Annotated in this window: 23 protein-coding genes; 19 read left to right on the plus strand and 4 right to left on the minus strand. The window is 45.5% G+C overall.

Features of this window, described 5'->3' with window-relative positions:
• Positions 1 to 154: 154 nt before the first annotated feature.
• The 6 genes from WA279_RS12765 to paiB all read left to right on the plus strand — a co-directional run bounded on the left by WA279_RS12765 (position 155) and on the right by paiB (position 4,664).
• On the plus strand, positions 155 to 391 hold the full coding sequence (locus tag WA279_RS12765; protein WP_003222913.1) for a YuzB family protein: 237 nt from the start codon (positions 155 to 157) through the stop codon (positions 389 to 391).
• Between the two features lie 136 nt (positions 392 to 527).
• On the plus strand, positions 528 to 1,742 hold the full coding sequence (locus tag WA279_RS12770) for a NupC/NupG family nucleoside CNT transporter (RefSeq protein WP_251188296.1): 1,215 nt from the start codon (positions 528 to 530) through the stop codon (positions 1,740 to 1,742).
• Between the two features lie 122 nt (positions 1,743 to 1,864).
• Positions 1,865 to 2,719, plus strand: coding sequence for a diaminopimelate epimerase (gene dapF, locus WA279_RS12775; protein WP_003243745.1), 855 nt, complete (start codon positions 1,865 to 1,867; stop codon positions 2,717 to 2,719).
• 78 nt (positions 2,720 to 2,797) lie between these two features.
• Positions 2,798 to 3,160: a HesB/IscA family protein gene (locus WA279_RS12780; protein WP_003244166.1), complete on the plus strand. Its 363-nt coding sequence runs from the start codon at positions 2,798 to 2,800 to the stop codon at positions 3,158 to 3,160.
• Between the two features lie 338 nt (positions 3,161 to 3,498).
• Positions 3,499 to 4,017, plus strand: a complete 519-nt coding sequence (paiA, locus tag WA279_RS12785; RefSeq protein WP_251188295.1) for a spermidine/spermine N(1)-acetyltransferase — start codon at positions 3,499 to 3,501, stop codon at positions 4,015 to 4,017.
• A gap of 23 nt (positions 4,018 to 4,040) precedes the next feature.
• Positions 4,041 to 4,664, plus strand: coding sequence for an FMN-binding negative transcriptional regulator (gene paiB / locus WA279_RS12790; protein WP_217000731.1), 624 nt, complete (start codon positions 4,041 to 4,043; stop codon positions 4,662 to 4,664).
• Between the two features lie 73 nt (positions 4,665 to 4,737).
• Here paiB and guaC read toward each other — a convergent pair whose 3' ends face one another.
• Positions 4,738 to 5,718, minus strand: coding sequence for a GMP reductase (gene guaC / locus WA279_RS12795; RefSeq protein ID WP_123373870.1), 981 nt, complete (start codon positions 5,716 to 5,718; stop codon positions 4,738 to 4,740).
• Between the two features lie 278 nt (positions 5,719 to 5,996).
• Between guaC and WA279_RS12800 the strand changes: the two genes are divergently transcribed.
• On the plus strand, positions 5,997 to 6,137 hold the full coding sequence (locus WA279_RS12800) for a hypothetical protein (RefSeq protein ID WP_003228723.1): 141 nt from the start codon (positions 5,997 to 5,999) through the stop codon (positions 6,135 to 6,137).
• Positions 6,138 to 6,176: 39 nt separating this feature from the next.
• On the opposite strand, the gene yumC is transcribed toward WA279_RS12800, so the two are convergent.
• Positions 6,177 to 7,175, minus strand: coding sequence for a ferredoxin--NADP reductase 2 (gene yumC, locus WA279_RS12805; RefSeq protein ID WP_003220618.1), 999 nt, complete (start codon positions 7,173 to 7,175; stop codon positions 6,177 to 6,179).
• Between the two features lie 332 nt (positions 7,176 to 7,507).
• On the opposite strand from yumC, the gene WA279_RS12810 reads away from it, so the two are divergent.
• The 4 genes from WA279_RS12810 to spsC all read left to right on the plus strand — a co-directional run bounded on the left by WA279_RS12810 (position 7,508) and on the right by spsC (position 10,177).
• Positions 7,508 to 8,728: an NAD(P)/FAD-dependent oxidoreductase gene (locus WA279_RS12810; RefSeq protein WP_010886605.1), complete on the plus strand. Its 1,221-nt coding sequence runs from the start codon at positions 7,508 to 7,510 to the stop codon at positions 8,726 to 8,728.
• 172 nt (positions 8,729 to 8,900) lie between these two features.
• On the plus strand, positions 8,901 to 9,044 hold the full coding sequence (locus WA279_RS12815) for a YuiA family protein (protein WP_003243733.1): 144 nt from the start codon (positions 8,901 to 8,903) through the stop codon (positions 9,042 to 9,044).
• A gap of 53 nt (positions 9,045 to 9,097) precedes the next feature.
• Positions 9,098 to 9,418 (plus strand): YuiB family protein, encoded by a 321-nt coding sequence (locus WA279_RS12820; RefSeq protein WP_003243877.1) that lies wholly within the window; start codon positions 9,098 to 9,100, stop codon positions 9,416 to 9,418.
• Positions 9,419 to 9,532: 114 nt separating this feature from the next.
• A complete protein-coding gene (gene spsC, locus WA279_RS12825) occupies positions 9,533 to 10,177 on the plus strand; it encodes a stationary phase survival protein SpsC (protein WP_336155553.1) in 645 nt (214 codons plus the stop codon).
• 29 nt (positions 10,178 to 10,206) lie between these two features.
• On the opposite strand, the gene WA279_RS12830 is transcribed toward spsC, so the two are convergent.
• Entirely contained in the window at positions 10,207 to 10,683 is a 477-nt protein-coding gene (locus WA279_RS12830) for a divergent PAP2 family protein (RefSeq protein WP_003228732.1), read from the minus strand.
• Positions 10,684 to 10,840: 157 nt separating this feature from the next.
• Between WA279_RS12830 and WA279_RS12835 the strand changes: the two genes are divergently transcribed.
• Positions 10,841 to 12,343 carry a leucyl aminopeptidase gene (locus WA279_RS12835; RefSeq protein WP_161986405.1) on the plus strand — a complete coding sequence of 501 codons (1,503 nt, stop codon included), beginning with the start codon at positions 10,841 to 10,843 and terminating at the stop codon, positions 12,341 to 12,343.
• A 148-nt stretch (positions 12,344 to 12,491) separates the two neighbouring features.
• Entirely contained in the window at positions 12,492 to 13,820 is a 1,329-nt protein-coding gene (locus tag WA279_RS12840) for a Na+/H+ antiporter family protein (RefSeq protein ID WP_003228736.1), read from the plus strand.
• 69 nt (positions 13,821 to 13,889) lie between these two features.
• Here WA279_RS12840 and WA279_RS12845 read toward each other — a convergent pair whose 3' ends face one another.
• On the minus strand, positions 13,890 to 14,492 hold the full coding sequence (locus WA279_RS12845; protein WP_336155542.1) for a biotin transporter BioY: 603 nt from the start codon (positions 14,490 to 14,492) through the stop codon (positions 13,890 to 13,892).
• A 100-nt stretch (positions 14,493 to 14,592) separates the two neighbouring features.
• Here WA279_RS12845 and WA279_RS12850 point away from each other — a divergent pair, with 100 nt between their 5' ends.
• The 6 genes from WA279_RS12850 (at position 14,593) to WA279_RS12875 (ending at position 21,084) form a co-directional block, all read left to right on the plus strand.
• Positions 14,593 to 15,189, plus strand: a complete 597-nt coding sequence (locus WA279_RS12850; protein WP_003228739.1) for a sulfite oxidase-like oxidoreductase — start codon at positions 14,593 to 14,595, stop codon at positions 15,187 to 15,189.
• A 213-nt stretch (positions 15,190 to 15,402) separates the two neighbouring features.
• Positions 15,403 to 16,272 (plus strand): ferri-bacillibactin esterase BesA, encoded by an 870-nt coding sequence (besA, locus tag WA279_RS12855; RefSeq protein ID WP_015714637.1) that lies wholly within the window; start codon positions 15,403 to 15,405, stop codon positions 16,270 to 16,272.
• A 193-nt stretch (positions 16,273 to 16,465) separates the two neighbouring features.
• Positions 16,466 to 17,251: a 2,3-dihydro-2,3-dihydroxybenzoate dehydrogenase gene (locus WA279_RS12860; RefSeq protein ID WP_014480725.1), complete on the plus strand. Its 786-nt coding sequence runs from the start codon at positions 16,466 to 16,468 to the stop codon at positions 17,249 to 17,251.
• Between the two features lie 25 nt (positions 17,252 to 17,276).
• Positions 17,277 to 18,470 carry an isochorismate synthase DhbC gene (gene dhbC / locus WA279_RS12865; protein ID WP_336155543.1) on the plus strand — a complete coding sequence of 398 codons (1,194 nt, stop codon included), beginning with the start codon at positions 17,277 to 17,279 and terminating at the stop codon, positions 18,468 to 18,470.
• A 28-nt stretch (positions 18,471 to 18,498) separates the two neighbouring features.
• Positions 18,499 to 20,118, plus strand: a complete 1,620-nt coding sequence (locus tag WA279_RS12870; protein ID WP_021480515.1) for a (2,3-dihydroxybenzoyl)adenylate synthase — start codon at positions 18,499 to 18,501, stop codon at positions 20,116 to 20,118.
• A 27-nt stretch (positions 20,119 to 20,145) separates the two neighbouring features.
• Entirely contained in the window at positions 20,146 to 21,084 is a 939-nt protein-coding gene (locus tag WA279_RS12875; RefSeq protein ID WP_029318480.1) for an isochorismatase, read from the plus strand.
• Positions 21,085 to 21,097 lie beyond the last annotated feature (13 nt).

Raw genomic sequence — 21,097 nt, forward strand, 5'->3', positions numbered from 1 at the left:
AGTTTCAAAATAACCTACAATTTAGCCTGAAAACATAAATTAGTAAAACGTTATTTGAGAAATAATATGTTACGATAATAAATTTTGTATCATCCTTTGTCTTTGACGAATAGTGAAAAATTCGCGATAATGGACATATGTGAGGTGAAACCGCATGAATCCAATGATTGAATTTTGTGTCAGCAATCTGGCTCACGGCTCTCAGGAAGCCCGGGCGATTTTGGAGAAGGATCCCAACCTTGATGTCCTTGAATATGGCTGCTTAAGCTACTGCGGGACATGCATGGAATCGCTTTTCGCTCTGGTAAACGGAGAAGTCGTCATGGGTGAAACGCCTGCTGAGCTTGTTGAGAATATATATACCTTTATTGAAGAAAATCCAATGTTTTAAAGAAAAGGGCCTGAACGGGCCCTTTTTTATTTTGTCGTACAAAAGAACTAAAAAAATGTGTAGACATCAAAAAATATTATTGTTATCGTATAAAAGATATTTTTTTAAATAAAATTTAAGAGGTGTACGAGTATTCATGAATGTTCTGTGGGGGCTGCTGGGCGCAGTTGCGATCATAGCTATCGCGTTTTTATTTTCAGAAAAGAAAAGCAATATTAAGATAAGAACCGTCATCGTTGGTTTATGCACACAGGTGGCGTTTGGATACATCGTGTTGAAATGGGAAGCGGGACGCACTGTTTTTTTATGGTTTTCAAGCCGTGTACAGCTTCTGATTGACTATGCGAATGAAGGCATCAGTTTTATTTTTGGACCGCTTCTAAAGGTCGGAGACAGTCCGGCATTTGCATTAAGTGTACTGCCCGTTATCATTTTCTTCTCAGCACTGATTGCAGTTTTATATCATTTAAAAATCATGCAGCTCGTTTTCCGTGTCATTGGCGGCGGATTGTCGAAGCTCCTTGGAACAAGCAAAACGGAATCTCTGGCGGCCGCTGCCAATATTTTTGTAGGACAATCAGAATCTCCGTTAGTGATCAAACCCCTGATTGCCGGGCTGACGCGCTCTGAGTTGTTTACGATTATGACGAGCGGTCTATCGGCAGTAGCGGGATCTACCTTGTTTGGGTACGCGCTTCTCGGCATTCCGATTGAATACTTGCTGGCCGCCAGCTTTATGGCTGCTCCAGCTGGACTAGTCTTTGGTAAATTGATTATACCCGAAACGGAAAAAACGCAAACCGTAAAAAGCGATTTCAAAATGGATGAAGGCGAAGGCGCAGCCAATGTCATTGACGCAGCTGCAAAGGGAGCGTCAACAGGACTGCAAATTGCGTTAAACGTTGGGGCGATGCTGCTTGCGTTTGTTGCGTTAATCGCTGTAGTAAACGGTATTCTCGGCGGGGCTTTCGGCTTGTTCGGTTTAAAAGGCGTAACATTAGAATCCATTCTCGGCTATGTGTTTTCTCCTATCGCCTTTTTGATTGGCGTGCCTTGGCATGAAGCATTGCAGGCGGGAAGCTATATCGGCCAGAAATTGGTGCTGAATGAGTTTGTCGCTTATTCTAACTTCGGACCGCACATCGGCGAGTTTTCTAAGAAAACTGCTACCATTATCAGTTTCGCGTTATGCGGATTCGCCAATTTTTCATCAATTGCGATTATGCTTGGTACGCTTGGCGGATTAGCACCCAGCCGCCGTTCAGATATCGCACGTCTCGGCCTGAAGGCTGTTCTTGCAGGAACATTAGCCAATCTGCTCAGCGCAGCCATTGCCGGCATGTTTATATAAACGATAAAAGCTCCTTGCGTCAGTGCAAGGAGCTTTTATGTATGAAAAACGGGGGATAATTGTATTGTGTCCGCTTATAATAGCTTTTATACTAAGAAAAAGAAAAAAAGTTGGAGGCACCTATGAACTCATTTCGATTTACCAAAATGCACGGCCTGGGAAACAGTTATATTTATGTGAATCAATTTGAAGAACAGCTTCCAGAAGAAAAACTGTCAGAGATTGCAATTCAGGTTTCTTCTGTTTATACAGGGATCGGATCCGACGGAATGATCCTGATATGCCCATCAGACCAAGCGCCTGTTAAAATGCGTATTTTTAATAATGACGGGTCTGAAGGGAAAAACTGCGGCAACGGCCTGCGCTGCGTCGCAAAATACGCATATGAGCATAAACTGGTTGAGGAAACATCTTTTCTGATTGAAACTCTCTCCGGGCTTGTGAAAGCGGAGGTTCAAGTCGAAAACGGAAAAGTGAATGTGGTCACTGTCGATATGGGCGAACCGCGCTTGACAAAATCCGAGCTTCCGATGCTTGACGGCGGGGAAGAGCACACAATCAATGAAACGATGGCATTTGGTGAAGTAGAACTAACAGGCACTGCCGTTTCAATGGGAAATCCGCATATCGTTTTTCCGATCGCAGACATTGAACAGGCACCCTTAACGACACTGGGGCCGGTGATTGAGAAAGATCCGAGATTTCCGGAAGGCATCAATGTGGAATTCGTTGAAACCGTGAATGAACAAGAATTGCATTTCCGCGTCTGGGAACGGGGATCAGGGATTACTCAGGCATGCGGGACAGGAGCATGTGCAGCGGCAGTCGCATCTGTATTAAACGGCGTATCAAAGCGAAATCAAGACATCACGGTGCATTTAGCAGGCGGGGATTTGGTGATAAACTGGAAAGATAACGGCCATGTAATGATGACAGGGCCGGCTGAAACCGTTTGTGAGGGTGTCTATTTCTTGTAAAACACCTTGTTTGAGAATTGGAACGATCATGTTTATAATAAAAGACAGCAACCGGTTTTTAAAAGGAGGTTCACAATGATGAGCAACCCGGTAACAATTACAGAAGCAGCAGCTTTGCATATAAAAGATATGATGAAAGAGCATGAAGAAGAAAACGCGTTTCTGCGTGTAGGCGTCAAAGGCGGCGGCTGCAGCGGACTTTCTTACGGCATGGGCTTTGAGCATGAAAAGAGTGAATCAGACAGTGTGTTTGATCAGCACGGCATCACTGTTCTAGTTGACAAAGAAAGCCTTGACATCATGAACGGCACCGTGATTGATTATAAACAATCCATGCTCGGCGGCGGCTTCACCATCGACAATCCAAACGCCATCGCTTCATGCGGCTGCGGTTCTTCGTTCAGAACAGCAACGAATGCAGGCAAGCCTGAAGAGTGCTAAGCACTAAAAACGGATAGCAACTATTACTGACGCTTTTCTTAGCGATAGATCATCGTTAAGGGAGGCGTTTTTATTATGGGGAAATGATGCAGAGAGTTCCGGGAACTTCGGCAAGAGAAAATCCGCATTGCTGTTTGATTTTTGTTGTAAATACAGCAAAATTACGCTATATTTAATGCGAAGTATATTTTATTGCATTTACAACAAAAAACGTTAGGGAGTTGATGATGAAGAAGGTTTTTGGAATGGTAACAAGGTCAGTATCTGTTCCTTGTTTAAATATATTAAAAAGGGACACAAGACAATTGAATTTTTAATAAAGGGGCTGAATCCGAACAATGAGTGTAAAAATGAAAAAATGCAGCCGGGAAGATTTACAAACACTCCAACAATTGAGTATTGAAACATTCAATGACACTTTTAAAGAACAGAACTCACCTGAGAATATGAAAGCCTATTTAGAAAGCGCATTTAACACTGAGCAGCTGGAAAAAGAGTTACTCAATATGTCTTCGCAATTCTTTTTTGTTTACTTTGATCATGAAATCGCTGGATATGTAAAGGTCAATATCGATGATGCTCAGTCTGAAGAAATGGGTGCTGAATCACTTGAAATCGAGAGGATTTATATAAAGAACAGCTTTCAAAAACATGGGCTTGGCAAACATCTGCTGAATAAAGCGATAGAAATTGCGCTGGAACGTAATAAAAAGAACATTTGGCTAGGAGTATGGGAAAAAAATGAAAATGCCATTGCCTTTTATAAGAAAATGGGGTTTGTTCAGACCGGCGCCCACTCTTTTTATATGGGTGATGAAGAGCAAACGGATTTAATCATGGCTAAAACACTCATATAATATTTTTCGAAGGGTGGATGATGATGTATATTCCAAAATATTTTAAAGTCACAAATGCTGAAGACATTTGGAATTTTGTACAAGAAAACTCCTTTGGTACGATTGTCACAACAGAACAAGGAAAACCAATTGCCACACATTTGCCGTTAGGATTCAATAAAAAAGACGATCATTACTATATTACGGGGCATTTCGCTTATGGAAATCCTCAGTGGAGAACGTTTGAAGCCTGTGAAGATGTACTTGTGATGTTTCAGGGACCGCACGCTTATATTTCTTCTTCCTGGTATTCGCGTGAAAATGTTCCGACGTGGAATTATCAGGCTGTCCACATGTATGGAAAAGCAAGTATGTTAGAGAAAGATGAATTAGCAGAAGAATTAACAATCATGCTGGAGAAATACGAAAAACATCGTGACAATCCTGTTTTATGGGATAAGCTTTCTCCAAAACTCTTAGAACGTGAATTGAAAGGTATCGTTGGATTTAAGATTAAGGTGGAAGACATTCAAGCAGCATATAAATTAAGCCAGAACCGAAATGAAACGGATTATATGAACATCATTGAACAGTTGCAAAATGAAGAAAATCCAAATGCAAAACAAATGGCAGAACTGATGGAAGATAAATTCAAAAAGCAAATATAAGCTTACTTTGCTGAAGAAGTAGCAGAAAACGCCAACTCAAGCGGAGAACCGCTGACTTGGCGTTTTTTTATGATTAATATTTATCCCCATTAAAAATGGAATTTTTCACAATCACATAATCCACATTGCGGATGGCGTCAAGCTTTGTTCCGCCTGCATAAGAAATAGAAGATTGAAGATCCTGCTCCATTTCAATCAGTGTATCCTTGATTGAGCCTTTATGCGCCACGTGCATTTTTTTGCCTTCGACATTTTTCTTTTCGCCTTTTTGGAATTCAGAGGCTGAGCCGAAGTACTCTTTGTAAAGCTTTCCGTCTTTTTCGATCGTTTGGCCTGGCGATTCTTCGTGTCCGGCAAATAGTGAACCGATCATGACCATCGTTGCACCGAATCGGATTGATTTTGCGATGTCGCCATGGGTGCGGATGCCGCCATCCGCGATAATCGGTTTGCTGGCTGCTTTGGCACACCAGCGCAGCGCCGCTAATTGCCAGCCGCCTGTGCCGAAGCCGGTTTTGATTTTCGTAATACATACTTTTCCCGGTCCGATGCCGACTTTAGTGGCATCCGCTCCCGCATTTTCAAGTTCTCTGACCGCTTCCGGCGTTCCGACATTGCCAGCAATAACAAAGCTGTCCGGCAAATGTTTTTTAAGGTGCTGGATCATTTCAATGACAGCATTTGAGTGCCCGTGAGCAATGTCAATTGTCACGTATTCAGGAGTCAGATTTTCTTCTGCCAGCTGGCGGACAAATTCATACTCCTCCTCTTTGACGCCCACGCTGATAGAAGAGAATAAGCCGCGTGCGTTCATATCTTTAATAAAATCAATTCGTGTCTCAGGCTCAAATCGGTGCATCACATAAAAGTAGCCATTTTCGGCTAATTGAATCGCTAGCTTCTCATCTATAATCGTCTGCATATTGGCAGGGACGACGGGCAATTTAAATGTACGTCCGCCTAAACGTACGGATGTATCACATTCTGAACGGCTATTTACAATGCATTTTGCAGGAATTAGCTGAATATCTTCGTAATCAAATACATTTTCCATGGTTTTCACTCCTAAAAACGAATATTTAAAATTATATTATATGAAATGTTCGCCTTCTATAATGTACTCTGTTTTATTTAGGATGTCAAACATTATGATTTGCTGGCAGGTGTGGTGCAAGGGCCGAAGCTTGTCATGCAGGGTGAGTTTAGGTATCATAGTTTTAACGAATGGTCTTAGAGAGCGGATCAAAACGCGAATGATATACGTTCAGCAAAGCTTGGTCGTTCAGCACCAGGCTTTCTTTATGGCATGGACATGGGAAAGGAGCGAATAAGATGGCCCAAAACGAAGAAAAAACACCGAAGTCCCAAAAGATTCAGGACCGCATTATTATGGCAATGATCTGGGTAGTCGCAGCCCTTGTGATTGCGCTGGTTGTAGGAACTGCATTGAATTATATCAATATCTTCAAATAAAAAAGGAGCTGTGTCGCAGACACAAGCTCCCTTTTTTTATTATTTATTTTCAAAAAGACTTGTTGAGTGAAGAGGCTGTACACGGGCTTTCGGGTCCATGTAAGCCTTGGCGTTGTTCACTGCTGTCGGTGCCTCACCGAAGCCGCTGGCAATCAGGTTGACTTTTCCTTCGTATGTACAAATGTCACCTGCTGCAAAGAAGCCTTCGATATTTGTTTCCATTGTTGATTTCACGACAATGGAATTTTTCTCGATGTCCAGACCCCAGTTTTTGATCGGTCCAAGAGATGAAACGAAACCGTAGTTGACGATTAAGTCATCAATTTCTAAAATCTCTTTGCGGTCGCCTTTCACTTCTTCAAGCACAAGCTGTTCAATTTTGTCTTCGCCGATCAGCTCCGCAGGGACGAATGGTGTCAGGACATTAACCTTCGACGCATGAAGGTTTTCCACACTGTGCTCGTGCGCACGGAACTTGTCACGGCGGTGAATGATCGATACTTCTTTTGCGATCGGCTCAAGCATAAGCGCCCAGTCAACCGCGGAATCTCCACCGCCAAGGATCGCAACGCGTCTGCCGGCAAATTTTTGCAGATCATCAACGAAGTAATGGAGGTTTTTGCCTTCATACTGCTCGGCATTTTCAAGTTCCAGCTTTCTCGGTTTGAATGCGCCGTTTCCTGCAGTGATGATGACCGTTTTAGAGTAGTGGGTTTCTTCATTTGTTACAAGCTTAAACACGCCGTCCGCTTGTTTCTCAACAGATTCAACCGCTTGCTCCAGACAAATGGTTTGGTCGAATTTTGCCATTTGCTCTTTTAGGTTATTGATAAGCTCTTGCGCACGGATTTTCGGGAATCCCGCTACATCATATATATACTTCTCAGGGTATAGGGCGCTAAGCTGTCCGCCGAGCTGAGGCAGGCTTTCGATAATTTTGACGCTTGCCTGTCTCATCCCGCCGTAAAAAGCGGTGAATAAGCCGACCGGTCCCCCGCCTATAATTGTAATATCATAAACCTTTGTATCCTCTCGCATACGAAAATTGCCTCCTAAATGAAAATTGTTATTAATTATACCATATTGCCGTTCAAATTGACGAGTCAGCAGAAAAAATCGTAAGGATCTAACGTGCCCATCCGTTCTTGAAAATATTTCCGCAGGCCGCTACGATAATAACCAAATGAAATGATCTTTTTCTGAATGTTTCTTGGGCCAGCCGGATAAACATGATAATAGTGCTACGGGTAAGGACTTCACAAAAAACTTTTCAATATATTTCATAAAATCCCGCCAATAAGCTGAAGCTAACACAAATGATGATTTTATTATGGGTCTAACAAAAGCAAAAAAAAGAGAAGGTGGATGTGATGGCATTGAATAAGCCCAAAATCGTGATTTTAGGTGCAGGATATGGCGGATTGATGACGGTGACAAGGCTGACGAAGTATGTCGGGCCGAATGATGCTGACATTACGCTTGTAAATAAACACAATTATCATTATGAAACGACATGGATGCATGAAGCGAGCGCGGGTACGCTCCATCATGACCGCTGCCGTTATCAGATAAAAGATGTAATCAACCAGTCACGGGTGAATTTTGTACAGGATACCGTAAAGGCAATCAAAATTGATGAGAAAAAAGTTGTGCTTGCGAATGGAGAACTGCAGTACGATTATTTAGTCATCGGGCTCGGCGCCGTGCCTGAAACGTTCGGCATTAAAGGCTTAAAAGAATATGCGTTTCCGATTGCCAACATCAACACGTCGCGCCTGCTGCGGGAACATATTGAGCTGCAGTTTGCGACTTACAATACGGAAGCGGAAAAACGGCCGGACAGGTTAACGATCGTTGTTGGCGGTGCCGGATTTACGGGAATTGAATTTCTTGGCGAACTGGCTGCTCGCGTGCCGGAGCTCTGTAAGGAATATGACGTTGACAGAAGCCTTGTCCGCATCATTTGTGTGGAAGCAGCGCCGACCGTTTTGCCGGGCTTTGATCCGGAACTTGTTGACTATGCCGTACATTATCTTGAGGAAAACGGAGTTGAGTTCAAGATCGGCACGGCTGTACAAGAATGTACACCGGAAGGAGTCAGAGTCGGCAAAAAAGATGAGGAACCAGAGCAGATCAAATCGCAAACCGTTGTATGGGCGGCAGGTGTCCGCGGTCATCCGATTGTGGAGGAAGCCGGTTTTGAGAATATGCGCGGCCGAGTCAAAGTCAACCCTGATCTCCGCGCCCCGGGACATGACAATGTCTTTATTCTCGGCGACAGCTCGCTGTTTATGAATGAAGATACAGAGCGCCCGTATCCGCCGACTGCGCAAATTGCAATGCAGCAGGGCATAACGGTCGCTAAAAACCTTGGCAGGCTTATTAAAGGCGGAGAGCTTGAGGAATTCAAGCCGGACATTAAGGGAACAGTGGCTTCTCTTGGCGAGCATAACGCGGTTGGGGTTGTTTATGGCAGAAAGCTGAAAGGCACGCCCGCTTCGTTTATGAAAAAAGTCATTGATAACCGCTCACTGTTTATGATTGGCGGACTCGGACTGACATTGAAAAAAGGCAAGTTCAAGTTTTTCTAAAAACCCGCGGAAGCGGGTTTTCTTTATTAAAAAACGCCAAAATAAAAAGAGAACGAGAGGAAAATAAGTATGTTTCCGCTTACATCAAAAGATTTGTCACATGATCTGACTTTATTGTTGACAGCTTGATATGGTATATTATCAGAAAATTAAGAAAAAGGGTGATGATTAGATGAAAACTGCAACGACAACCGCTTCACATGCATGCCCATTTTGTTCAGGAAAAGGATATTTTCAATTGATTCTCGGCGGTTCAGAGACTTGTCCGTCTTGCCAGGGGACAGGAAAAGACAGTCATTCTTTTTCCAGCCGTTGACTTTATTTCCACCCCCGCGTTACACTAAAAACAACGCAGGGGGGTGGAATAGGTTGATTAGTCTGCCAGTCGTAATCATCTCAATTGTTTTGTTTTTTGTCTTGTTTTTTGGAATCGGTTTCTTATTAAACATGCTGCTGAGAATGTCTTGGATTATGGCTGTGATTTATCCGATTGTATGCCTTTTCATTATCAGCAAAGAAAAGCTGATCAGCTATGTCCAGTCGCCGGGAGAATCCTTTGCCAGCCTGTTTCATCGTGTCTTATCATTAGCGGCTGCCGATGTGCTGATTTTAGTCAGCGGTTTGGCCGGCGCCATCGTGTCCGGTATAGCGATCAACATGCTCAGAAAAAGAGGATATCAAATGTTTTAAATGCCGCTTTCTTCTAAAGAAAGCTTTTTTTATGCGTTCAGCTCATTCATCATTTTGAATAATGCTCTCTCCACTTGGGAACAATGATTCGGAGGAGAGGTGAATGATGTGAATATGATCAGACGTTTGCTGATGACCTGTTTATTTCTGCTTGCATTTGGCACGACATTTTTATCAGTGTCAGGAATTGAAGCGAAGGACCTGTCAAAATGGGTGCAGGAACATCAGGAAAAGCACTTGAAGCATGCAGGACTGACATTAAAAGCATTGCAGCAGAAACAAACACAAACCACGTCCGCGGCTGAGGATAAAACAAAACCGTTAGAAGAGGCATTTGATTGGGATGAATATCCAGTCCAAAGAGTAACAGCAACAGGCTACACAGCAGGAGCTGAGTCGACGGGCAAAAATCCCGGTGATCCATTATACGGGCTTACATATTCAGGTGTGAAAGTGAAACGGGATTTATATTCCACGGTTGCTGCTGACCCGTCCGTTTTCCCGATCGGAACAATTTTATTCATTCCGAACTACGGTCTCGGAGTTGTGGCCGACACAGGATCGGCTATTAAGGGTAACCGCCTTGATCTGTACTTTGAAACCGTCAAAGATGTATACAATGAATGGGGCAAAAAAACCCTTGATGTATATTTGATTAAAAAGGGAACGGGAAAAATTACCGAGGATGAGCTTGAGAAGCTCAATGAAACAAAATCTTTGCAAGTGTTCAGAAATCAATATAAAACTGTGAAAGAATAAAACGCTCCAGCGAAAGCAGGAGCGTTTTTTTACATGAAAAAGTAAGCGAGTGCCAATGTCAGTAAAATACCTGTTAGTCCTCCGAAAAAGACTTCGATCGGCTGATGTCCGAGAAGCTCTTTCAGCTTTTTTTGCTTTTCTTTCTCTGCAGCCTTAGGGAAGTCCTTCGCTTCATTTACGAAACGGTTAAAATCAATGACAAGCTTATTAATGACTGTTGCCTGCTCACCGGCGTGACGTCTGACGCCAGTTGCGTCAAACATGGTTATGACGGCGAAAATGGCGGAAACCGCAAAGAGTGAGGAGTCTAATCCATGCTCCAAGGCTACGCCTGTTGAAAGTGCAGTGACCGCTGCGGAGTGAGAGCTCGGCATGCCGCCTGTGCTTGTGACCAGCGACCAGTCCAGTTTTCTGGACACGATAAACTGTATGGGCACTTTGATGACCTGAGCAAAAATAATTGCGGCCAGGCTTGATAATAAAGGAAAATTCGTTAAAAGTTCCATCGGCGACATCCTTTCTATTTGAAAAATCCTTCGTGTTTCAAAAGAAAAAAGCAAGTCTTAGACTGTTGTTTGTTAAAATAAGTATAGTGGAAAGAATGTTTTTCCTATTATACCATTGTTCATTACAAATACCCATTACGTTAGGAGTGTAAGCCTCATGTTTTATGCGGTTCAACAATCAGAGCATACAGAAACCCTTGTGGTCGGGCTTTTTCAAAAAAGCCAGCTGACAGGAAAAGCGTTGGAAATTGATGAAATGCTCGAAGGCCATCTGACACAGCTTTTAAAAGAGGGTGATGTCTCTGCGAAACCGAATCAAGTATCAAAAGTATTCCCTCCATCTTCTGCGGGTATGAAACGGATTTATTTCGTTGGTCTGGGGAGAGAAGCAAATTATTCGTTTGAACAGGCGAAGGAACGTTTTGCTCATGTTTTTCAAGCCATTCATAAAGATCGAAAACAAGAAACTGCTGTTCTGCTTGATACGTTTATTTCGGAAGACGTGCCTCCAGCCGATGCCGCTCATGCTTTAGCTGAGAGCTGCCTGCTTGCTTCCTATGAGGTGCAGGATTATAAGCACAAATCAAATGAGCCTGACAAACAAATTGAAGCCGTGTATGTTGTAACAGATGAAGATACACAGGAAGTGCAGGCGGGGCTTCGCGTCGGCCAGGCATACGGACAAGGGACAAATTCGGCTAGAACGCTTGTGAATATGCCGGGAAACATGCTGACAGCGACTGACCTTGCTTCGTATGCTGAAGAGCTTGCGGCGAAATATGATTTTGAGTGTGAAATATTGGAGAAATCAGAGATGGAAGAGCTCGGTATGGGCGGAATACTTGCGGTAAACCAAGGCTCCACCGAACCGCCGAAAATGATTGTGTTGAAATACCAGGGCAAAAAGGAATGGGAAAACGTCGTCGGACTAGTCGGGAAAGGAATTACCTTTGACACAGGCGGCTACTCCATTAAAACGAAATCTGGAATTGTCGGCATGAAATCAGATATGGGAGGAGCAGCTGCGGTTCTCGGGGCTATGGAAACGATCGGAGAGCTTCGTCCTGAGCAAAACGTGCTGTGCGTTATTCCATCAACCGATAATATGATCTCCGGCGGGGCCATGAAGCCGGATGACGTGATCGTATCTTTAAGCGGAAAAACAATAGAAATCCTTAATACGGATGCTGAAGGCAGGCTAGTGCTTGCAGATGGCATTACATACGCGAAACAGCATGGCGCGTCAGTTCTTGTCGATGTAGCTACGCTTACCGGCGGCGTCGTTGTGGCATTAGGAACAGAAACAACCGGCGCAATGACAAATGATCAAAGCTTTTACCAGCAGGTAGCTGATGCTGCACAAGAGTGCGGCGAGGCGATCTGGCAACTGCCGATAACAGAGAAGGATAAAAAACGCGTGAAAAGCAGCCAAATGGCGGATCTCAACAATTCACCGGGACGCGAGGGACATGCGATTATGGCAGGAACGTTTCTTGGTGAATTCGCTGAGTCAACACCTTGGGTTCACCTTGATATTGCAGGCACAGCGACTGCCAATAAAGCAACCTGCTTCGGACCGGCCGGGGCTACCGGCGTTATGGCAAGAACACTGGCTACACTTGCGGAGCGATTTACATTGGAAGAAGATAAAAACGAGTAATGAAAAATCCCTGCTGTTATGATGCGGCAGGGATTTTTTTCTTCTGGAATCTTTAGTTGACTAAAGTGGATCGGTTATGATACGATACGTTCGTACTTTATTTATCTACTACATTAGCAAACTAAAGGATTTTTGGAGGGGTATCATCATGAATGCAGTCGTCATCGCAGTCCTGCTTATGCTTGTATTAAGCCTGCTGCGTGTCAATATTGTTATCGCATTAATTATAGGCGCTTTAGCCGGCGGGTTAACTGGCGGGCTCGGTCTTGGCGAAACGGTTAAAGCTTTCACAGACGGTCTCGGCGGAAATGCCACCGTTGCAGTCAGCTATGCCATGCTTGGCGCGTTTGCCGCCGCTTTGACGAAAACGGGTCTTCCGGACGCAATGGTGGAAGCCTCCGTTAAATTAATCGGAAATAAAGAAGATTCTCGAAAAAAAGCACTGTCTAAGGTGCTGATTGTGCTGATTATTTTAATTGTATCTTGTTTTTCGCAAAACGTCGTTCCGGTTCACATCGCGTTTATCCCGGTGCTGATTCCGCCGCTTTTGAAAATCTTTAATGAACTTGAAATGGACCGCCGTCTGATCGCGTGTGTAATTACATTTGGCTTAACGGCTCCTTATATTTTGCTTCCGGTCGGTTTCGGCCAAATCTTCCAGGGAATGCTGAAGGACAATATGGCGGATGCCGGGTTAAACGTTCCGCTTGCTGATATTCCGTACGCACTGATTATTCCAGTTGCAGGTATGGTTGTCGGCCTTATTTTATCAGTGATCGTATACCGTAAACCGAAACAATATGAAACAAAAGACATTTCAGGTGCAGAAGCATCGCCATATACGAGAAAAAGTATTGGTATCGCGGTTCTAGCCATTGTTGTGTCACTCGGCGTCCAGCTTTACTTATCTCAGACTTTGGGAGTAGAAGGAATGATTATGGGGGCGCTCGCTGGTCTGATTGTTCTGTTTGTCAGCGGTGTGATGAAGCGTGATGAAGCGGACTCACTGATTACTGATGGAATGGTTTTAATGGCCTTTATCGGCTTTGTCATGCTTGTTGCAGCCGGGTTTTCAAACGTATTGACGAAAACCGGAGATGTCGAGTCACTGGTCAAAACGTCAGCCGGTTTTATCGGACACAGTCAGTCCTTGGGCGCATTGCTGATGCTCATTGTCGGCTTATTAATTACAATGGGGATCGGATCTTCTTTTGCGACGATTCCTGTTATCACAACCATTTTCGTGCCTCTATGCATGCAGCTTGGATTCAGCCCGATGGCAACGATTGCGATTATCGGAGCTGCTGCTGCCCTCGGCGATGCCGGTTCACCTGCCAGTGACAGTACGCTTGGGCCGACTTCAGGTTTGAGTGCGGACGGCCAGCATCACCACATTTGGGATACTTGTGTGCCGACATTTATATTTTATAATATTCCGCTTGTCATCTTTGGCTGGATTGCAGCGCTTGTTTTATAGGAAAAAGGCTCCCCTTTACTGGGGAGCCTTTTCTCGTTATGATAAAAAACCGTCCATTAGAACGGTTTTTTACGTGGACGATATGTGATTTCTGTTAAAGCCGGTTGCTTTATGAATAGAGCGGTAGATTGCTGGTGCGATAAACGACAGTATCACAGCCAGCGCTGTATCTTTTACCATAAACCAAATCATAAAGCTCCAAGCCGTGCCGTAGCTCACTGGCGTATGAATCCACAGCTTCAGTGCAAGATACATATAGGTAGTGCCGATGAGATACATGATCGCCGTTCCGATAAGTGAAGCAATGAGAAATCGAATTTTACTTGGCTGAATGTTTCGTTCTAAAAACCATCCCGCTGCAAATGCTGCCGGGATGTATGAGATAATAAACCCGCCGCTTTTCCCTGCAAACGGTGCGAAGCCTGCTGAAAATTGAGCAAACACAGGCGCTCCGGCTAATCCCACAAGTGCATATACAATCATGGCAATCGCTGCTCGTTTGCTGCCAAGAAGCAATGCTGCCAAGAGACAGAAAAACGGCTGCATCGAAAGCGGAATGCCGGCTACTTGTAAAAAGGGTGCTACTGATGTAATGTTGGCCCCGACAGCCATAAGTGCGGCGAACATGCCAATCAGCGCCATATCTCCCGCACGAAGTTTACGTTGTTTCATCGTTGTTCCCCCTTAGGTTGACATACACAATCATAGAGTAATAAAGAACAAAAAGATTGTCAACATGATTTTAAATTAGGTTAACAAAAAGGAGGCCCATATGTATTTCGGAAAAACAAGACAGTCCGATCAATCTGGAAGAGTGCCGCCAAATCAAAACGTCACCACTTCATTTCCTGTGCTTCATACCGGAGATGTCCCATATTACGAAGATATGACGAAATGGAATCTTCAAGTATACGGTTTGGTTGACCATCCGATGCTGCTAAGCTTTGAAGATGTCAAAGCCTTTCCACGGTATGAATCGAAAAATGACATTCATTGTGTCACGGGATGGTCAAGGCTTGATAATGTGTGGCAAGGCGTGCGGGCTTGTGATATAGCGGAAAAAGCGGGTGTAAAAGAAGAAGCGGGCTACGTCATTTTACATGCTGAAGAGGGCTGGACGACCAATCTGCCGCTTGATGATTTCTTAGCGGAAACTTCCCTTCTGGCTTATGCGCATAATGGCGAACCTTTAACCCCTGAACACGGATTTCCGCTGCGGGGTGTATTTCCGCATCTGTATTTTTGGAAAAGCGCCAAGTGGCTGCGCGGCATCCAATTTACGAAAGAAAATCACCCTGGCTTTTGGGAGCGGAATGGCTATCACATGAGAGGCGATCCTTGGCAAAATCAAAGGTTTACATGGGATTAAGGTTCTATTTCAAATAGGACAATCCGCATCTTTATTAGGTTTTTACTTCCATATTGATAGTCTGCAGGTACCTTATTTGATCAAGGTGCCTTTTTTATTCGGGAAAAAGTTGACTTTCTTTGGAAGAAAACCTATTATTTGAGGTGTCTAGTTGATAGTGAAAATCATTATCATACATTGCGGTTTAGTTTAAGGAGAGGAATGTCGTACTGCATGAAAGAGCAAACAACAGACCGGACAAATGGCGGGACATCAAACGCATTTACGATTCCTGGTACGGAAGTGCGTATGATGTCTTCACGCAATGAAAACCGTACCTATCACATTTTTATCTCGAAACCTAGTACGCCGCCGCCACCCGCTGGTTATCCTGTGATTTATCTGCTGGATGCCAATTCTGTCTTCGGAACGATGACGGAAGCCGTTCGAATACAGGGACGCCGACCCGAAAAAACCGGGGTGATCCCTGCAGTGATCGTCGGCATTGGCTATGAGACAGCGGAGCCGTTCTCCTCAGCGCGCCACCGGGATTTTACAATGCCAACAGCCCAATCGAAGCTGCCGGAAAGGCCCGACGGCAGAGAATGGCCGGAGCATGGCGGAGCGGAGGGCTTTTTCAGATTTATTGAAGAGGATTTAAAACCGGAGATAGAACGAGATTACCAGATTGATAAAAAAAGACAAACAATCTTTGGCCATTCGCTCGGAGGGCTTTTCGTGCTGCAGGTGCTGCTAACAAAGCCCGATGCGTTTCAAACGTATATCGCGGGAAGTCCGTCCATTCATTGGAATAAACCGTTTATTCTCGAGAAAACGGACCATTTCGTCTCTCTCACCAAGAAAAACAATCAGCCTATCAATATCCTGCTTGCCGCAGGAGAATTAGAGCAGCATCATAAAAGCCGGATGAATGATAATGCAAGGGAGCTTTATGAGCGGCTGGCCGTTTTATCTGAACAAGGCATACGGGCAGAATTTTGCGAGTTTTCAGGAGAAGGACATATTTCAGTTCTTCCTGTTTTGGTCAGCCGGGCGCTGCGTTTTGCGCTTCACCCTGACGGACCGCATCTTTCAATGGGCTGAGACATACTCAGCCTTGCCTTTAAAAAAATATTTGTCACTGAAATTATATTTGACTGTCACATGACATTTGGATATGATTATTTTTATAATTGATAATGATAATCATTATCAATGGATTGCGTTTTTCAAGGCGCAGCAGTCTTTTTCGCTGGATGTCTGTTCGGCATTTAGAGCGAAGAAAGGAATTGATGATATGAATGCAAAGAGTATAGAGGGAAAAATTGCTTTTATAACAGGGGCTGCCCAAGGAATAGGCGAAGCTGTTGCGCGGACGCTTGCCAGTCAAGGCGCACATATTGCGGCAGTTGATTATAATCCTGAAAAGCTGGAAAAGGTTGTGAGCAGCCTCAAAGCAGAAGGCCGCCATGCAGAAGCTTTTCCTGCGGATGTGAGAGACAGCGCGGCGATTGACGAGATCACGGCGCGCATCGAACGTGAAATGGGGCCGATTGATATTTTAGTGAATGTAGCGGGTGTCCTTCGCCCGGGACTGATCCATTCGCTTAGCGATGAGGAATGGGAGGCGACGTTCTCAGTGAATTCGACTGGCGTATTTAACGCCTCGCGTTCAGTCAGCAAATATATGATGGACCGAAGATCGGGTTCGATTGTAACAGTCGGATCGAATGCTGCCGGTGTACCAAGAACATCTATGGCGGCATATGCGTCCTCAAAGGCTGCGGCTGTGATGTTTACGAAATGCCTTGGCCTTGAGCTTGCAGAATACAATATTCGCTGCAACATTGTATCTCCCGGATCAACGGAAACAGACATGCAGTGGTCATTATGGGCCGACGAGAATGGAGCGGAGCAAGTCATAAAAGGATCACTTGAGACATTTAAAACAGGGATCCCGCTCAAAAAACTAGCCAAGCCTTCGGATATTGCGGATGCGGTGCTCTTTTTGGTTTCTGGCCAGGCAGGGCATATTACGATGCATAATTTATGCGTAGATGGCGGCGCGACCTTAGGCGTGTAACTGAATTTAAAGGAGGTTCATGAGAATGTTGGATAACGTTATAACAGAAACAAAAGCGGAGCATTTGCTTCATGAATATCAGCCGGGCGCCTTTTTCTTAGCGTCTCCTCATCGTGTACTGTTAGCGAAAGGCATATGTGAAATCGTACCGGAGGCAGACGGGCAAAACCAAATGGAAACCCTTTCTGGCCGAATTGCAGAGACGTTACGTCAGGCAAAACAATCAGGGCAAAGCCGGCCGCTTGTTGTCGGGGCCGTTCCTTTTGATCAAGTAAAAGCAGCGCGGCTCGTTGTACCTGAGGAAGTGTGCTGGTCAGGACCGCTTCAATTTGATCATGAGGAAAAGGAACAGCAGGCTGGGCATACATACCACATAAAGCCTGTTCCTGAACCTGAGGATTATAAAAATGGTGTTGAACAAGGGCTGACACGCATTGCCGATGGAACACTCAGCAAAATCGTCCTGTCCAGATCGCTGCATTTGACATCGCCTGAACCGATTCAGACGGATGAATTGCTTCGCCATCTGGCTCAGCATAACTCGCATGGCTACACGTTTGCCGCAGATGTGTCCAGTCAGGAGGAAACGTCTCCCCGCCGAACATTGCTCGGAGCAAGTCCGGAGCTACTCGTTTCAAGGATGGGAACACAGGTCGTTTCCAACCCATTAGCCGGCTCAAGGCCGCGCAGTAATGATCCTGTTGAAGACCAGCGCCGGGCAGCTGAATTGCTTTCTTCCGCAAAGGATCTTCATGAGCACGCGGTTGTCGCTGACGCGGTTGCGGCAGCGCTGAGACCTTTCTGCCGGACGCTGGAGGTTCCGGAGAAGCCTTCACTGATCAAAACGGAAACGATGTGGCACCTGTCCAGCGTGATTAAGGGAGAGCTTTCCGACCCGTCTGTAACCGCACTTGAATTGGCGGCGGCTCTCCACCCGACGCCAGCAGTCTGCGGAACACCGACTGATCTTGCGAGAGAAGCGATTCTCAGCATTGAACCATTTGACCGCGGTTTCTTTACCGGCATGGTCGGATGGTGTGACGATGCCGGTGACGGAGAATGGATCGTGACCATCCGTTGTGCAGAAGCAGAAGAACGCTCTCTCCGCCTGTATGCTGGAGCTGGTGTTGTGGCCGGTTCAAAGCCTGAGGACGAGCTTCAGGAGACGTCCGCAAAGTTTCGGACAATGCTGCGGGCAATGGGCGTGGATCACATATGAACAGAATGAATTGCTGGAGGGATGCAACATGCTGAAAGGATTTACGCCTTGGCCTGATGAGTTAGCTGAGACCTATCGAAAGAATGGCTGCTGGGCCGGCGAGACGTTTGGAGATTTGTTAAGAGACCGGGCAGCCAAATATGGCGACCGCATTGCGATTACATGCGGGAACACCCATTGGAGCTATCAAGAGCTTGACACAAGGGCTGATCGTCTGGCTGCCGGATTTCAGAAGCTCGGCATTCAACAGATGGATCGTGTCGTAGTGCAGCTGCCAAATATCAAAGAGTTTTTTGAAGTTATTTTCGCGCTATTCCGTCTGGGGGCGCTTCCAGTCTTCGCACTGCCTTCTCATCGAAGCAGTGAAATTACATATTTTTGCGAGTTTGCTGAAGCGGCTGCATATATCATTCCCGACGCTTATTCCGGTTTTGACTACCGTACGCTTGCCAGACAAGTTCAAAGCAAGCTGCCGACTTTGAAACACGTCATTGTCGCAGGTGAGGCAGAGGAATTTTTGCCGCTGGAGGATTTGCATACAGAACCTGTAAAACTGCCTGAAGTCAAATCTTCGGATGTGGCGTTCCTCCAGCTTTCTGGCGGGAGCACCGGGCTATCGAAACTGATTCCGAGGACCCACGATGACTACATATACAGCCTGAAGCGGAGTGTGGAGGTCTGCTGGCTCGACCACAGCACGGTGTACTTGGCCGCGCTGCCGATGGCACACAATTATCCGCTGAGCTCGCCTGGCGTTCTCGGCGTATTATACGCTGGAGGAAGAGTGGTATTATCTCCTTCTCCAAGTCCAGATGACGCATTTCCTTTAATTGAACGGGAAAAGGTCACGATAACCGCTCTTGTTCCGCCTCTTGCGATGGTATGGATGGATGCGGCATCCTCACGCCGTGATGATTTATCCAGCCTTCAAGTGCTGCAGGTCGGCGGTGCCAAGTTTAGTGCTGAAGCCGCTCGCAGAGTAAAAGCTGTTTTCGGCTGCACGCTGCAGCAGGTGTTCGGAATGGCAGAGGGTCTCGTCAATTATACGAGATTGGATGATCCTGAGGAGATCATTGTCAACACCCAAGGAAAACCGATGTCCCCATATGATGAAGTGCGTGTTTGGGATGATCATGATCGCGACGTAAAACCTGGTGAAACAGGCCATCTGCTGACGCGGGGACCGTATACAATTCGAGGTTACTATAAGGCAGAAGAGCATAACGCCGCTTCATTTACTGAGGACGGTTTTTACCGTACGGGTGATATCGTCAGGCTGACACGAGACGGCTATATTGTCGTTGAAGGCCGGGCGAAGGATCAAATTAACCGTGGAGGAGAAAAGGTTGCGGCTGAAGAGGTGGAAAATCATCTGCTGGCGCATCCGGCTGTCCATGATGCGGCAATGGTCTCCATGCCTGATCAATTTCTTGGCGAGAGATCTTGTGTGTTCATTATTCCCCGGGATGAAGCCCCAAAAGCCGCAGAGCTTAAAGCATTTTTGAGAGAGCGCGGACTGGCGGCATATAAAATCCCTGATCGAGTTGAATTTGTCGAATCCTTCCCGCAGACAGGAGTAGGAAAAGTCAGCAAAAAAGCGCTCCGTGAAGCCATTTCTGAGAAGCTTCTTGCAGGATCAAAAAAATAAAACAACAATTTGAGAGGAAGTGTTCAAATGGCTATACCTGCCATTCAGCCGTATCAAATGCCGACAGCATCTGATATGCCGCAAAACAAAGTATCATGGGTGCCTGATCCGAATCGGGCTGTCTTGTTAATTCACGATATGCAAAACTATTTTGTCGATGCTTTCACAGCGGGAGCGTCTCCGGTAACAGAGCTTTCAGCGAATATACGAAAGCTGAAGAATCAATGTGTTCAGCTTGGGATTCCTGTTGTTTATACCGCACAGCCGGGAAGCCAAAATCCGGATGACCGTGCGCTGCTGACAGACTTTTGGGGCCCGGGATTAAACAGCGGTCCTTATGAGGAGAAAATTATAACCGAGCTGGCACCAGAGGATGATGATCTTGTGCTGACAAAATGGAGATACAGCGCGTTTAAGAGAACGAATCTGCTTGAAATGATGCGCAAAGAGGGACGCGATCAGCTGATCATTACAGGAATTTACGCCCATATCGGCTGTCTTGTTACAGCATGTGAAGCATTTATGGAGGATATTAAAGCCTTTTTTGTGGGAGATGCAGTTGCTGATTTTTCATTAGAAAAACATCAAATGGCGCTGGACTATGCGGCTGGACGCTGTGCGTTTACCGTGATGACTGACAGTCTTCTTGATCAGCTGCAGAATGCGCCGGCAGACGTTCAAAAAACGTCAGCAAACACTGGCAAAAAGAACGTGTTTACATGTGAGAATATCCGTAAACAAATTGCTGAGCTCCTACAAGAAACACCGGAAGACATCACAGATCAAGAGGATTTGCTCGATCGTGGTCTTGATTCGGTAAGGATCATGACATTGGTGGAACAATGGCGCCGTGAAGGGGCAGAGGTGACTTTCGTAGAATTGGCTGAACGCCCAACGATCGAAGAATGGCAGAAATTGCTCACAACCCGCAGCCAGCAAGTGCTGCCAAACGCGGATTATTTATAAAAGGAGGGTAAAC

The organism is Bacillus sp. 204(2023), assembly GCF_037027505.1.
Taxonomy (GTDB): Bacteria; Bacillota; Bacilli; order Bacillales; family Bacillaceae; genus Bacillus; species Bacillus subtilis.

Coding starts and splice junctions, on each gene's coding strand:
- WA279_RS12765 (WP_003222913.1), top strand. CDS start 155: ATGAATCCAATGATTGAATTTTGTGTCAGCAATCTGGCTCACGGCTCT.
- WA279_RS12770 (WP_251188296.1), top strand. CDS start 528: ATGAATGTTCTGTGGGGGCTGCTGGGCGCAGTTGCGATCATAGCTATC.
- dapF (WP_003243745.1), top strand. CDS start 1,865: ATGAACTCATTTCGATTTACCAAAATGCACGGCCTGGGAAACAGTTAT.
- WA279_RS12780 (WP_003244166.1), top strand. CDS start 2,798: ATGAGCAACCCGGTAACAATTACAGAAGCAGCAGCTTTGCATATAAAA.
- paiA (WP_251188295.1), top strand. CDS start 3,499: ATGAGTGTAAAAATGAAAAAATGCAGCCGGGAAGATTTACAAACACTC.
- paiB (WP_217000731.1), top strand. CDS start 4,041: ATGTATATTCCAAAATATTTTAAAGTCACAAATGCTGAAGACATTTGG.
- guaC (WP_123373870.1), bottom strand. CDS start 5,718: ATGGAAAATGTATTTGATTACGAAGATATTCAGCTAATTCCTGCAAAA.
- WA279_RS12800 (WP_003228723.1), top strand. CDS start 5,997: ATGGCCCAAAACGAAGAAAAAACACCGAAGTCCCAAAAGATTCAGGAC.
- yumC (WP_003220618.1), bottom strand. CDS start 7,175: ATGCGAGAGGATACAAAGGTTTATGATATTACAATTATAGGCGGGGGA.
- WA279_RS12810 (WP_010886605.1), top strand. CDS start 7,508: ATGGCATTGAATAAGCCCAAAATCGTGATTTTAGGTGCAGGATATGGC.
- WA279_RS12815 (WP_003243733.1), top strand. CDS start 8,901: ATGAAAACTGCAACGACAACCGCTTCACATGCATGCCCATTTTGTTCA.
- spsC (WP_336155553.1), top strand. CDS start 9,533: ATGATCAGACGTTTGCTGATGACCTGTTTATTTCTGCTTGCATTTGGC.
- WA279_RS12830 (WP_003228732.1), bottom strand. CDS start 10,683: ATGGAACTTTTAACGAATTTTCCTTTATTATCAAGCCTGGCCGCAATT.
- WA279_RS12835 (WP_161986405.1), top strand. CDS start 10,841: ATGTTTTATGCGGTTCAACAATCAGAGCATACAGAAACCCTTGTGGTC.
- WA279_RS12840 (WP_003228736.1), top strand. CDS start 12,492: ATGAATGCAGTCGTCATCGCAGTCCTGCTTATGCTTGTATTAAGCCTG.
- WA279_RS12845 (WP_336155542.1), bottom strand. CDS start 14,492: ATGAAACAACGTAAACTTCGTGCGGGAGATATGGCGCTGATTGGCATG.
- WA279_RS12850 (WP_003228739.1), top strand. CDS start 14,593: ATGTATTTCGGAAAAACAAGACAGTCCGATCAATCTGGAAGAGTGCCG.
- besA (WP_015714637.1), top strand. CDS start 15,403: ATGAAAGAGCAAACAACAGACCGGACAAATGGCGGGACATCAAACGCA.
- WA279_RS12860 (WP_014480725.1), top strand. CDS start 16,466: ATGAATGCAAAGAGTATAGAGGGAAAAATTGCTTTTATAACAGGGGCT.
- dhbC (WP_336155543.1), top strand. CDS start 17,277: ATGTTGGATAACGTTATAACAGAAACAAAAGCGGAGCATTTGCTTCAT.
- WA279_RS12870 (WP_021480515.1), top strand. CDS start 18,499: ATGCTGAAAGGATTTACGCCTTGGCCTGATGAGTTAGCTGAGACCTAT.
- WA279_RS12875 (WP_029318480.1), top strand. CDS start 20,146: ATGGCTATACCTGCCATTCAGCCGTATCAAATGCCGACAGCATCTGAT.